The sequence below is a fragment of the Caballeronia sp. TF1N1 genome (assembly GCF_022878925.1).
Taxonomy (GTDB): domain Bacteria; phylum Pseudomonadota; class Gammaproteobacteria; order Burkholderiales; family Burkholderiaceae; genus Caballeronia.
Genome location: NZ_CP084626.1, coordinates 1,972,275 through 1,984,755, shown reverse-complemented (window position 1 = coordinate 1,984,755; position 12,481 = coordinate 1,972,275). Strand labels below are relative to the sequence as shown.

The window sequence follows — 12,481 nt, the reverse complement described above, 5'->3', positions numbered from 1 at the left end:
CATGGCATCGCAAAAGGACATTTCACCGGAAGAGCGCGTCTACGGCGCGGTCGCTTCCGCGCTCTTGCAGGGCAAGCTCGCGCCGGGCGCGCAACTCGTCGAGCGCGAACTCGCGGCGGCGTTCGACTGCACGCGCGGCGCCGTTCGCAAGGCGCTCGCGCGGCTTGGCGCGGAAGGCAAGCTCACGCTCGAAGTCAATCGCGGCGCGTTCGTGCCGTCGCCTTCCGTCGATGATATTCGTGAGGTCTATCGCGCGCGCCAAGTGGTGGAGGCGGGCATCGTGGCGAGCCTGTGCGGCGCGCTCAAGACGCCGCAAAAGCGTGCGTTGCGTGCGCATGTGAAGAGCGAGCAGCGCGCGCTCAAGGCCGGCGTCGTGGAAGAATGCGTGCGGCTCGCGGGACAGTTCCATCTGCTGCTTGCGCAGCTTGCGGGCACGCCGGAAGTCGAGGCGTTTCTCGCGCGGCTCGTCGCCAGGACGGAGCTGTATAAAGCGTTGTTCGATCCGTCGAAGGTGTCGAATTGCGCATCCGACGAACACGGGCGTCTCGTCGATGCGCTCGAAGCCGGCGATCTGCACACCGCGCTTGCCGTCATGCGCGAGCATATCGATGAACTCGAGGCGCGCGTGCTGACCGAGGCGGGCGGCCAGCGTAGCAGCGATCTGGCGTCGCTTTTCGCGGGCGCATGAAAAAACGGGCCGCAAGAGGCGGCCCGTCGGTCAAGCTCGGAGACTTATCACTGCGAGAAGTTCATCGCGTTCGTCAGGTCGCCCATTGCGGGCGCGCCGTTCGCCTTCAACGCGGCATCGCGCGAAGCCAGACCCGGCAACGTCGGCAGCGAGAAACGCTTCGTGATGAAGCGCAGGATCGACGTCGTGTCGTACTGCGTGTGATCGACGAAACCCTTCTTCGCATACGGCGAGACGATGAGCGCCGGAATGCGCGTGCCCGGACCCCAGCGGTCACCCTTCGGCGGCGCGACGTGATCCCAGAAGCCGCCGTTTTCGTCGTACGTCACGACCACGACCATGTTCTTCCACTGCGGACTGTTCTGCAGATGCGTGATCAAGTCGGCAATGTGTTGATCGCCCGAGGCCACGTCCGTATAACCCGCGTGCTCGTTCAGGTTGCCCTGCGGCTTGTAGAACGAGACTTGCGGCAAGGTGCCCGCGTCGATCGCCTTGATGAACTCCGTTCCGTTCGTGCCGCCGTCGAGCAAATGCTGCGCGCGGTTGGTCGAACCCGGCGCGAGATCGGCGAAGTAGTTGAACGGCTGATGGTGCGTCTGGAAGTTCGGCACCGAATTCACCGAGCCGCCGATCACCGAACGGCTCGCCAGCGCCGCGCCCCACGAACCGCCATACCATGCCCAGCTGATGCCCGCGTTGTTCAGCAGGTCGCCGATATGCTGCTGCGTCTGCGGCGGCAGCGTCGTCGCGGCGTTCGGGTCGGCAAGCGTCGGATCGCCACCCGTCGGCGGCGTGTTGCCGCTCGGCTGATACGGCGGCTGCATTGTGTTGATCGCGTAGAAGTCGGGCGTCAGGTTGCCCGAGTTGACGAACTTCGGAATGCCCGTGAGCGCCGAAGCCGGCGAGTTCGACGCCAGCGTGAGCGACACGCCATCCGCGTTCACCGCCGAGATCGACGCCTTCGCCACGCTCTTGTCGGCGTTCGGATAAACCGGCGTACACGCGCAAACCAGCCACTGGTGATTCAGGAACGAACCGCCGAACGCGCCCATGAAGAAGTTGTCGGCGAGCGTGTATTGCTGCGCGACTTTCCACAGCGGCAGCTTTTGCGGCGGCGTGCTGTAGTGACCCATCACCATGCCGCCCGAATCCGCCCATGCGGCGAACTTGTCGTTCTTGCCGCCGTCGATCTGCATCTGGTTTTCATAGAAGCGGTGATACAGGTCGCGCGTCGTGAGCGAGAGCGGCGTGTTGAAGCCCGCCGGATCGTCGATGGCGAAAGGCGCGTTCGGCAGATTCGCCGTCATCGCCTCGGTGACGGCAGGCGTCACGCCCGTTGCCGTCAGGCCCGTCCAGATCTTCGGCAGGGTCGGCAGCACGCTGCCGTCGCGGTCGAGCTGCTGCGCGCTTGCCGCCGTCACGCTCTGCAAGCCGTTCGCGCCGGGGAAGCTGCCGTAGAGGTTATCGAAGCTGCGGTTTTCCGCGTAGATGACCACGACGTTTTTCACCGACGAGATGTCGTTGTCGTGGTGGTCGTCGCCGCCGCATGCGTATAAGCCGATTGCCAGCGCCGATGCGAGCGGCACTGCGCAAACGAGTTTCTTGTTCATCGAGGTCTCTCTTGTGTTGGGGAGCCGGCGCCGAATGCAGGCGACTTCGGCAAACGCCTTCAAGTGCCTTTTAGTGCCGGCGTGCGAAGTGTGACCACGATCAATTACGCGAACATGTAATAACGCTTTCGAATGCGTAAGGTTGGTGAAATAACCATCATGCGTTGCCCTCCATATGACGGCGTCGGCGCGTGTCACATGAGAGACACATGAGCGTCATACCCTGCGGCATCTTTCAATTTCATGCGTCCGCAATCCATGCCTTCGATGCGTCTGCCGTTCGTTTTATGTTCCCTGTTGCTGGCCGCCTCATCCGTCGCGTTGAGCGGATGCGATTCCCACGCAGCCGATCTGGCAACGGCTCCGGCACAAGCCGCGCCATCGAAAGGGCAGTCGCGCGCGGAGGTTTTCGCGCAAGTGAAGGCAATGCAGACGGTCGGCGAGAAGCTCTTCATGGACCCGTCGCTGTCAGGCTCCGGCAAGCTCGCGTGTGCGTCCTGTCATAGTCCGAGTCATGCTTTCGGTCCGCCTAACGCGTTCTCCGTGCAGCTGGGCGGCAGCGATATGCATCGGCCAGGCTTTCGGGCGGTGCCGTCGCTCAAGTACTTGCAGTCCGTGCCGCAATTCGCCGAGCACTTCCACGATTCCGACGACGAAGGCGACGAAAGTGTCGATGCCGGCCCGACCGGCGGGCTGACGTGGGACGGCCGCGTGGACCATGGCGCGGACCAGGCGCGCATTCCGCTGCTGTCGTCGTTCGAGATGGGCAGCACGCCCGCCAAGGTCGCGGCGGCGGTCCGGGCGGCGCCTTATGCGGACGATGTCCGCCGCGCGTTCGGTGCGAGCGTATTCGATAGCGACGACCGTCTGTTCGCCTCCGTGCTGAGTTCGCTGGAAGCGTTCGAGCAGACGCCGCAGAAGTTCTTCCCCTACACGAGCAAGTTCGATGCATTCCTTGCCGGCCGCGCAAAGCTCAACGACGCCGAGATGCACGGCCTGCGGCTCTTCAACGACGAGAGCAAGGGCAATTGCGCGGCGTGTCATATCAGCCAGCGCGCGAAGGACGGCACACCGCCGCAGTTCAGCGACTTCGGCCTGATCGCCATCGGCGTGCCGCGCAATCGCGCATTGCCGATCAACAAGAATCCGAACTTTCACGATCTGGGCGCATGCGGACCCGAGCGCACCGATCTGAAGGGCCGCGACGAGTTCTGCGGACTCTTTCGCACGCCGTCGCTGCGCAACGTGGCGACGCGCAAGACCTTCTTCCACAACGGCATCTATCATTCGCTCGATGAAGTCGTGCGCTTCTATGTCGAGCGCGATACGAACCCGGAGAAGTTCTATCCGGTCTCGAAGAAGGGCGCGGTGCAAAAGTTCGACGATCTGCCGCGCAAGTACTGGGAGAACGTGAATACCGAGGCGCCGTTCGATCGCAAGCGCGGCGACAAGCCCGCACTCGACGAAGCCGAGATCAAGGACGTGGTCGCGTTCCTCGGCACGCTCACCGACGGCTACGATCCCGCCACCGACAAGAATTCGCAAAAGGGCACGGCGATCCAGGACATGAAGGCGGCATCGAACTAAAGCCCGCGATATAGCCCGCAAGGCGGCCGTTCGCCTTGTGTCATGCTATCCTCGTTGCGGCCCTCAAAGGCCCGAGCGCGCGGTTTCGCCGCCGCTCGTCATACGCGCCTCGTCTACGGCGCCGTATCGAACGCATTGCAACGAGGAGAATCTATGCCGATCGAATATCGACCGCTGGCGCGCGCCTGCATCCGGACATTGACGGCCACCGTGCTCGTCGCCGCGAGCGCTTCGGCGTTTGCGGCCAATCTGGGTTTTCTGAACAACACGCCCATCACCTACATGAAGCAGCGCGACTTACAGGCACTCAACCGCGCCGCGCAGACCGCGCTCGAGACCAAGAAGGACGGCGAATCGCTCGACTGGGACAACAAGGACGCGGGTAATACGGTGCCGGTCCACGGCACCATCACGCCGCGCGAGACCTTCGAAGACGCCGGTCTCAAGTGCCGCAAGGTCGAGATCGTGGCCATTGCGAAGGGGCAGACGCAGACCTGGACGCCGTCTGCCTGCAAGCAGGCGAGCGGCAAGTGGCAACTCAAGAAGCAATGACGTGCGGGTTTGCATGTTGAACGGAGCCGTCGCGCGATGACCGCCCGTACCGTATCGTGCGGCGTGGTGATCCTGAACCCGCAGGGCGACGTGCTCCTGTGCCACGCGACCGAGACCACGCATTGGGACGTGCCGAAAGGACAGGGCGATCCCGGCGAGGCGCCTATCGACGCGGCCTTGCGCGAGTTGCGCGAGGAAACGGGCATCGTGCTGCCGGCCGCGCGTCTCAAAGACCTCGGACGCTTTGTGTATCGTCGCGACAAGGACTTGCATCTCTTCGCCGTGCGCGTGAGCGACGACGAAGTGAAGCTCGAAGACTGCGTGTGCGAATCGTATTTTCCGCGCTACAGCGACGGCACCATGATTCCCGAGATGGACGGCTATCGCTGGGTCAGTCCCGCCGACGTGGACAGCTTCGCGAGCCGCAGCCTCGCGAAGCTCTTTCAAACCACGCTGTCATTGGCCGAACTGCACGACACACTCTGAATTCATTCGGCAAGATGGTCGGTCGGATTGGCGAACAGCGCTTTCATGTCCGCCGATAACGGAAACTGCAGATTGATGCCGTCCGGCGGAATGGGCTGCATGAACCAGGTGTCGTAGAGCTTCTTCGCTTCGCCCGAGCGCTGCATGCCGGCGATCACATCGTCGACGATGCGTTTGAACTCGGGATCGCCCTTGCGCATCATGCAGCCGTACGATTCATTGGAAAGCGATTCGCCCGTCACCATGTAGTCGCGGCGCGCCGCGCCTTCCTGCGCGATCTTGCCGTAGAGCAGCGGGTCGTCCATCACGAAGGCGACTGCGCGGTCGCTCTTGAGCGCCTGAAATGCCTCGGCATGATCGCGCGCACTGATGATACGCAGATTCAGCTTGCGCTCGATGCTCATCTCCCGCAGCAGCCGTTCGTCCGACGTGCCCGCCGTGGTGGAGACGGTCTTGCCCGCGAGATCGTCGTAATCGCGAATGCCCGATTTGCGCTTCACGACCATGCGAATGCCGTACAAAAAGAAACTGTTGGAAAACGCGACCAGCGGATCGCGCTCGGCCAGATGCGCGGTGCTGCCGCATTCCAGATCGACCTGATTGTTCACCACGTAGGAGATGCGGTTCGACGAGGTCACGACCACGTTCTTCACCGTGAGATTCGGCATGTTGAGCCGGCGCTTCACTTCATCGACGACTTTGAGCGCAATGTCGTAGGAGTAGCCGACCGGCTGCTGCTTGTTCAGATAAGAAAACGGCACCGACGATTCACGCGCGCCCAGGACGATCGCGCCGTTCTCGGCGATCTTGCGCAGCGTGGCCGAAGGCGGAAGCTGATCGACGGCGGCCTGCGCGGAAGCGAGCTCTTTCGCCGTGGCGGCCCATGCCGGAGAGCAGAAAGACAGCGCGGCGGACGTCGCGATGCAAACGTTTCCGACAATGACCCGGAACGCGCCCGCTCGCGGCGCGCTTGAGTACTGCTTCATGGATGTCCTCGCTGGAAGCGCGTGTTGCTGGCCCTCTGTTTGTCTTGTTCGCACCGCGGACGCGGGACCGGACGCCGCCTCTTGCGTGCGGCGCCCGTTACTCTGCAACTAAAACTGCGACGCTCAGGCAGGCTTGCCCCAGCTATCGCGCAAGCTGACGATACGGTTGAACACCGGCTTGCCCGGTTGCGAATCCAGACGGTCCGCGACGAAATAGCCGTGGCGCTCGAACTGGAAGCGGTCTTCGGCGCTGGCTTCGCGCGCGCTGGGTTCCAGGAACGCATTGACGATGCGCTTCGAATCCGGATTCAACGCATCCAGGAACTCCGCGCCACCCGCGCCCGGTTGCGGCTCCTTGAACAGGCGGTCGTAGATACGCACTTCGGCCGCGTAGGCCGTCGCGGCGCTGACCCAGTGGATCGTGCCCTTGACCTTGTACGCGTTCGCGCCGTCCGTGCCCGACTTGCTGTCCGGGAAGTAGTTGCAATGCACGGCGATCACCTTGCCGTTCTCGTCCTTGTCCGCGCCCGTGCACTCCACCACGAAGCCGTACTTGAGCCGCACCTTGTTGCCGGGGAAAAGGCGGAAGTAGCCCTTCTGCGGCGTTTCCTGAAAGTCTTCGCGTTCTATCCACAATTCGCGCGAGAACGGGAATTTGCGCGTGCCGCGTTCAGCATGATGCGGATGCACGGGCGCGCTGCATTCCTCGCTTTGTCCTTCCGGATAATTGTCGATGATGAGCTTGAGCGGATCGAGCACCGCGATTGCGCGCGGGGCTTTCTCGTCGAGATCGTCGCGCAGCGCGCCTTCGAGCACGCTCATGTCGATCCACGAATCGACCTTGGTCACGCCCACGCGCTCCACCATCAAGCGGATGCTTTCCGGCGTGAAGCCACGGCGGCGCACGCCCACGATGGTCGGCATGCGCGGGTCGTCCCAGCCGTCCACGTGATTCTCCTGCACGAGTTGCAGGAGCTTGCGCTTGCTCGTGATGGCGTACGTCAGATTCAGGCGCGAGAATTCGATCTGCTGCGGCAGCGGACGCGCGAACACGCCGTCGTCGGCGAGTTGCGCCAGGAACCAGTCGTAGAGTGGCCGGTGATCCTCGAACTCCAGCGTGCACAGCGAGTGCGTGATGTTTTCAAGCGCGTCCGACACGCAATGCGCGTAGTCGTACATCGGATAGATGCACCACTTGTCGCCCGTGCGGTAGTGGTGCGCGAAGCGGATGCGGTAGATGACCGGATCGCGCATGTTGAAGTTCGGCGCCGCCATGTCGATCTTCGCGCGCAGCACGTGCTCGCCTTCCTTGAACTCGCCCGCCTTCATGCGGCGGAAGAGGTCGAGGTTTTCATCGGGCGTGCGGTCGCGATACGGCGAGTTGATGCCCGCTTCGGTTGCCGAGCCGCGCGTGGCGCGCATTTCCTCGGCGGTCTGGCTATCGACGTAGGCCTGGCCTTTCTTGATGAGCAGCTCGGCGCATTCGTACAGCTTGTCGTAGTAGTCGCTCGCGAAATACTTGTGTTCGCGGCCGTCCTTGTTCCACTCGAAGCCTAGCCACTCGACCGCGTCGATGATTGAATCCACGTACTCGACGCTTTCCTTCTCGGGGTTCGTGTCGTCGAAACGCAGATGGCATACGCCGCCGTAATCCGCGGCCAGCCCGAAGTTCACGCAGATGCTTTTCGCGTGACCGATATGCAGATAACCGTTCGGCTCGGGTGGGAAGCGGGTCTCGACACGCTGCGACCACTTACCTGAACGGTTGTCGTCTTCGATGATGTTGCGAATGAAATTGGATGGCGCCGGGGCGTCGTTGCGATCGGTGTTCATGCGAAAAGAAGTGCCAACGGATGCGCTCGCGTGTGATCGGTTCGGGAAACGTTCCTCGCGGCTCGGAACGCGTTCGAATGCTAGGTATATCGGGATGATTCTACCTTACGCAACCCGCGCGGGCAGGCGCTCGCGGGTTTCGCCGATGCCGCCTTTCCATGCGCTGCGGATCGGCCTGCATATTCCGGCTCCCGCGTTACACCTGTGAAGCACTTATTCGGTCACCGTAACGAGGGTAACGGAAGGTAAATCGCGTTGTGGGCGGGGCGCGCGGGCTTTTATGATCGGCTCGCCGGTCGGGTTGCAAGCCGGCAAGCGGTGCGACTACAAGACATCACAACGACAACACAACGAGAACACAGGGAATTCGACCATGAACAAGATCATCAAGCTCGCGGCGGTGGCCGCGCTCGTGACGAGCCTCACAGCCTGCGCGGGCGTGTCGCGTCAACAGGCTCACGCGGCCATCGGCGCGGGCGCGGGCGGGGCGCTCGGCTACGTGCTCACGGGCGGGCCGCTCGGGACCATCGCCGGGGCGGCGGCGGGCGGGCTGATCGGCGCGGGAACGCGTTGATACCGGCGTATCGCGCTCAAATCACCTTGCCCTTTCGCAACTGCGTAATGCGCGCATCGTCGTAACCGAGCACGTCCTTAAGCACGCTCGTGGTGTGTTCACCGAGCATCGGCGGATGCGTGCGTGCTTCGGGCGGCGTCGCGCTCATTTTGATGGGGCTTGCCACGAGCTTCACGTCGCCGCCTTCCGGATGCGGCAGATCGATACGCATCCTGCGCGCCAGCACTTGCGGGTCGTCGAACACTTCGCCGAGATCGTTGATCGGGCCGCACGGCACGCCCGCCGCTTCCAGCGCGGCGAGCCATTCGTGCTTGCCGCGCGTGGCGACCATGTCGGCGAGAAGCGGCACGAGCATGTCGCGATTGCGCACGCGTGACGGGTTCTTCGCGAAGCGCGGATCGTCGGCGAGATGCGCGCATGCGCCTGCCTCGACGAACTTGCGAAACTGCCCGTCGTTGCCGACCGCGACGATGATCCAGCCATCGCTCGTCTGAAACGTCTGGTACGGCACGATGTTCGGATGCGCGTTGCCCCAGCGCACCGGCGGCTTGCCGCTCGCGAGATAGTTGGTGTTCATGTTGGCGAGCATGGCGACCTGCACGTCGAGCAGCGCCATGTCGATATATTGCCCTTCGCCCGTGCGATCCCGGTGCGAGAGCGCCGCCAGCACGCCCACTGTCGCGTACATGCCGGTCATGAGGTCGGCGATGGCGACGCCTGCCTTTTGCGGACCGCCGCCGGGTTGTCCGTCGCGCTCGCCGGTGATGCTCATGAAGCCGCCGATGCCCTGAATGATGAAGTCGTAGCCCGCGCGCTCCGCATATGGCCCGGTCTGCCCGAAGCCTGTTACCGAGCAATAGACGATATCCGGCTTCACTTCTTTCAGCGATTCATAGTCGAGCCCGTACTTCTTCAACTGACCGACCTTGTAGTTCTCCAGCACGACATCGCTTCGAGCGGCCAGCGCGCGCACGATCCGCTGACCTTCTTCACTTGCGATATCGACCGTTACCGAGCGCTTGTTGCGGTTCGCCGCGAGATAGTAGGCGGCCTCGCGCGTGTCTTCGCCGTCGGGCTTCTTGAGATAGGGCGGGCCCCAGTGACGGGTGTCGTCGCCGGTTTCGGGCCGCTCGATCTTGATGACCTCCGCGCCCAGGTCGGCGAGCGTCTGCGCGCACCACGGTCCCGCGAGCACGCGGGTCAGGTCGAGTACGCGGATATGGCTGAGTGCTCCCATGCGTCGTGTCTCTCGTCTCGGATTTGGTTTCTGACCACGCGACTGTCGCATAGAACGGACGGGCGCGCGAGGGCGCTTTATCCGTTGCAGACGCCTGCCGCGCCCCGGTTCGGCACCGCGAATCCCGTATAATCAAAAATTACTCGGAATAGCCTTAAGTCTTGCCGAAACCCGCATCAGAAGGGCTTCAAACGGGCTTTACCAAGGCTTCGTCAGAAAACCAGCAGAACACGCAAAACGCCCCGTACGCCATGAAAGCCGCCGAAATACGCGAGAAATTCCTGAAGTTTTTCGAATCGAAGGGACATACGATCGTCCGTTCGTCGAGCCTCGTGCCGGGCAACGACCCGACGCTGCTCTTCACCAACTCGGGCATGGTCCAGTTCAAGGACGTGTTCCTCGGCGCCGAAGCGCGGCCGTACTCGCGCGCAACCACCGCGCAGCGCAGCGTGCGCGCGGGCGGCAAGCATAACGATCTGGAGAACGTCGGCTATACGGCGCGGCATCACACGTTCTTCGAGATGCTCGGCAACTTCTCGTTCGGCGACTACTTCAAGCGCGACGCCATCCACTACTGCTGGGAGCTGTTGACGAAGGTCTACATGCTGCCGCCGGAAAAGCTCACCGTCACGGTCTATCAGGAAGACGACGAAGCGTACGCCATCTGGGAAAAGGAAATCGGCGTGCCGGCGGAACGCATCATCCGCATCGGCGACAACAAGGGCGCGCGCTACGCATCCGACAACTTCTGGCAAATGGCCGACACCGGCCCGTGCGGTCCGTGCTCCGAAGTGTTCTACGACCACGGTCCGGAAATCTGGGGCGGCCCGCCGGGATCGCCGGAGGAAGACGGCGACCGCTTCATCGAGATCTGGAATCTCGTGTTCATGCAGTTCAACCGCGACGCGCAAGGCAACATGACGCCGCTGCCCAAGCAGTGCGTCGATACCGGCATGGGCCTCGAACGTCTCGCCGCCGTGCTGCAGCACGTGCACAGCAACTACGAGATCGACCTCTTCCAGACGCTCATCAAGGCCGCGGGCCGCGAGACCCATACGGCCGATCTGGAAAACAACTCGCTGAAGGTCATTGCCGACCATATCCGCGCGTGCTCGTTCCTGATCGTCGATGGCGTGATTCCCGGCAACGAAGGCCGCGGTTACGTGCTGCGCCGTATCGTGCGCCGCGCCATTCGTCATGGCTACAAACTCGGCCGGCGCGGCTCGTTCTTCCACAAGCTCGTGCCGGACCTCGTCGCGGAAATGGGCGCGGCTTACCCCGAACTTGTCGATGCTCAACAGCGCGTCACCGATGTGCTGCGCCAGGAAGAAGAGCGCTTCTTCGAGACCATCGAGCACGGCATGTCGATTCTCGAAGGCGAACTGGCCGAACTCGACAAGAAGGGCGTGAAGCAACTGGACGGCGAACTCGCGTTCAAGCTGCACGATACCTACGGTTTCCCGCTCGATCTCACGGCCGACGTATGCCGCGAACGCGGCGTGACGGTGGACGAACCCGCCTTCGACGACGCCATGGCGCGTCAGCGCGATCAGGCGCGCGCGGCGGGCAAGTTCAAGCTCGCGGCCGGCCTCGAATACTCGGGCGCCAAGACCACGTTCCACGGCTACGAGAAGGAAATCTTCGACGACGCGAAAATCATCGCGCTGTATGTGGAGGGCGCGTCGGTGAGCGAGGCGCAAGCGGGCCAGCAAGCGGTCGTCGTGCTCGATCACACGCCGTTCTATGCGGAATCCGGCGGTCAGGTGGGCGATCAGGGCGTGCTCGCGAATGCCTCCGCGCGCTTCGCGGTGGCAGACACGCTCAAGGTTCAGGCCGATGTCGTTGGCCACCACGGCACGGTGGAGCAGGGCAAGCTCAAGGTCGGCGACGTGGTGAAGGCGCAGATCGACGCCATCCGCCGCGCGCGCACCGCACGCAATCACTCGTCCACGCACTTGATGCACAAGGCGTTGCGCGAAGTGCTCGGCGGTCATGTGCAGCAGAAAGGCTCGCTCGTCGACGCCGACAAGACGCGCTTCGACTTCGCACACAACGCGCCGATGACGGACGACGAGATCCGCCGCGTCGAGCAGATCGTCAATCAGGAAGTGCTTGCGAACGCGCCGGGCGTCGTGCGCGTCATGTCTTACGACGAAGCGGTGAAGGGCGGCGCCATGGCGCTCTTCGGCGAGAAGTACGGCGACACGGTGCGCGTGCTGGACCTGGGCTTTTCGCGCGAACTCTGCGGCGGCACACACGTGCAGCGCACGGGCGACATCGGCCTTTTCAAGATCGTGATGGAAGGCGGTGTGGCGGCGGGCATTCGCCGTGTCGAAGCCATCACGGGCGACAATGCCGTGCGCTATGTGCAGGAGCTGGATCAGCGTATTAACGCGGCGGCGGGCGCCCTCAAGGCACAACCGTCCGAACTCACGCAGCGTATCGCGCAGGTTCAGGAGCACGTGAAGTCGCTGGAGAAGGAACTGGGCGCGCTCAAGTCGAAGCTCGCATCGAGCCAGGGCGATGAACTCGTTTCGCAAGCCGTCGATGTCGCGGGCGTTCAAGTGCTCGCCGCGCAACTCGAAGGCGCGGACGTGAAGACGCTGCGCGAAACCGTCGACAAGCTGAAGGACAAGCTCAAGAGCGCGGCTATCGTGCTGGCTTCCGTCGAAGGCGGCAAGGTCAGCCTCATCGCGGGCGTGACGGCGGATGCATCGAAGAAGGTCAAAGCGGGCGAGCTCGTCAACTTCGTCGCGCAGCAAGTGGGCGGCAAGGGCGGCGGCCGTCCCGACATGGCGCAGGCGGGCGGCACGGAACCGGCCAAGCTGCCGGCCGCACTCGCAGGCGTGACAGGCTGGGTGCAGCAGCAGCTTTAAAGCGCGGTGGAAGTGCTTCAAACGGTCCGGTTGGCGAAAGTCACCGGGCCGT

10 protein-coding genes are annotated in these 12,481 nt (G+C 63.2%); 6 read left to right on the top strand and 4 right to left on the bottom strand.

The window, feature by feature from the left end; genetic code table 11:
• Window position 1: 1 nt before the first annotated feature.
• A complete protein-coding gene (locus LDZ28_RS09175; protein WP_244825706.1) occupies window positions 2-688 on the top strand; it encodes a GntR family transcriptional regulator in 687 nt (228 codons plus the stop codon).
• Window positions 689-735: 47 nt separating this feature from the next.
• On the opposite strand, the gene LDZ28_RS09170 is transcribed toward LDZ28_RS09175, so the two are convergent.
• Complete coding sequence (locus LDZ28_RS09170) at window positions 736-2,298, bottom strand: acid phosphatase (protein WP_244825704.1); 1,563 nt, start codon at window positions 2,296-2,298, stop codon at window positions 736-738.
• Window positions 2,299-2,541: 243 nt separating this feature from the next.
• On the opposite strand from LDZ28_RS09170, the gene LDZ28_RS09165 reads away from it, so the two are divergent.
• The 3 genes from LDZ28_RS09165 to LDZ28_RS09155 all read left to right on the top strand — a co-directional run bounded on the left by LDZ28_RS09165 (window position 2,542) and on the right by LDZ28_RS09155 (window position 4,923).
• Window positions 2,542-3,885 (top strand): cytochrome-c peroxidase, encoded by a 1,344-nt coding sequence (locus LDZ28_RS09165; protein ID WP_244825702.1) that lies wholly within the window; start codon window positions 2,542-2,544, stop codon window positions 3,883-3,885.
• A 153-nt stretch (window positions 3,886-4,038) separates the two neighbouring features.
• On the top strand, window positions 4,039-4,437 hold the full coding sequence (locus tag LDZ28_RS09160) for an RT0821/Lpp0805 family surface protein (RefSeq protein WP_244825701.1): 399 nt from the start codon (window positions 4,039-4,041) through the stop codon (window positions 4,435-4,437).
• Window positions 4,438-4,473: 36 nt separating this feature from the next.
• On the top strand, window positions 4,474-4,923 hold the full coding sequence (locus LDZ28_RS09155) for an NUDIX hydrolase (RefSeq protein ID WP_244825700.1): 450 nt from the start codon (window positions 4,474-4,476) through the stop codon (window positions 4,921-4,923).
• 2 nt (window positions 4,924-4,925) lie between these two features.
• Here the strand turns inward: LDZ28_RS09155 and LDZ28_RS09150 are convergent, their stop codons facing one another.
• Window positions 4,926-5,909 carry a transporter substrate-binding domain-containing protein gene (locus LDZ28_RS09150; RefSeq protein WP_244825699.1) on the bottom strand — a complete coding sequence of 328 codons (984 nt, stop codon included), beginning with the start codon at window positions 5,907-5,909 and terminating at the stop codon, window positions 4,926-4,928.
• Window positions 5,910-6,032: 123 nt separating this feature from the next.
• Window positions 6,033-7,742, bottom strand: a complete 1,710-nt coding sequence (locus LDZ28_RS09145; protein WP_244825698.1) for a glutamine--tRNA ligase/YqeY domain fusion protein — start codon at window positions 7,740-7,742, stop codon at window positions 6,033-6,035.
• Between the two features lie 373 nt (window positions 7,743-8,115).
• Between LDZ28_RS09145 and LDZ28_RS09140 the strand changes: the two genes are divergently transcribed.
• Window positions 8,116-8,316 (top strand): ornithine carbamoyltransferase, encoded by a 201-nt coding sequence (locus LDZ28_RS09140; protein ID WP_244825697.1) that lies wholly within the window; start codon window positions 8,116-8,118, stop codon window positions 8,314-8,316.
• A 16-nt stretch (window positions 8,317-8,332) separates the two neighbouring features.
• Here LDZ28_RS09140 and LDZ28_RS09135 read toward each other — a convergent pair whose 3' ends face one another.
• Entirely contained in the window at window positions 8,333-9,553 is a 1,221-nt protein-coding gene (locus LDZ28_RS09135) for a CaiB/BaiF CoA-transferase family protein (protein WP_244825696.1), read from the bottom strand.
• A 251-nt stretch (window positions 9,554-9,804) separates the two neighbouring features.
• Between LDZ28_RS09135 and alaS the strand changes: the two genes are divergently transcribed.
• A complete protein-coding gene (alaS, locus tag LDZ28_RS09130) occupies window positions 9,805-12,429 on the top strand; it encodes an alanine--tRNA ligase (protein WP_244825695.1) in 2,625 nt (874 codons plus the stop codon).
• Window positions 12,430-12,481 lie beyond the last annotated feature (52 nt).

Coding starts and splice junctions, on each gene's coding strand:
- LDZ28_RS09170 (WP_244825704.1), bottom strand. CDS start 2,298: ATGAACAAGAAACTCGTTTGCGCAGTGCCGCTCGCATCGGCGCTGGCA.
- LDZ28_RS09175 (WP_244825706.1), top strand. CDS start 2: ATGGCATCGCAAAAGGACATTTCACCGGAAGAGCGCGTCTACGGCGCG.
- LDZ28_RS09135 (WP_244825696.1), bottom strand. CDS start 9,553: ATGGGAGCACTCAGCCATATCCGCGTACTCGACCTGACCCGCGTGCTC.
- alaS (WP_244825695.1), top strand. CDS start 9,805: ATGAAAGCCGCCGAAATACGCGAGAAATTCCTGAAGTTTTTCGAATCG.
- LDZ28_RS09160 (WP_244825701.1), top strand. CDS start 4,039: ATGCCGATCGAATATCGACCGCTGGCGCGCGCCTGCATCCGGACATTG.
- LDZ28_RS09165 (WP_244825702.1), top strand. CDS start 2,542: ATGCGTCCGCAATCCATGCCTTCGATGCGTCTGCCGTTCGTTTTATGT.
- LDZ28_RS09150 (WP_244825699.1), bottom strand. CDS start 5,909: ATGAAGCAGTACTCAAGCGCGCCGCGAGCGGGCGCGTTCCGGGTCATT.
- LDZ28_RS09145 (WP_244825698.1), bottom strand. CDS start 7,742: ATGAACACCGATCGCAACGACGCCCCGGCGCCATCCAATTTCATTCGC.
- LDZ28_RS09155 (WP_244825700.1), top strand. CDS start 4,474: ATGACCGCCCGTACCGTATCGTGCGGCGTGGTGATCCTGAACCCGCAG.
- LDZ28_RS09140 (WP_244825697.1), top strand. CDS start 8,116: ATGAACAAGATCATCAAGCTCGCGGCGGTGGCCGCGCTCGTGACGAGC.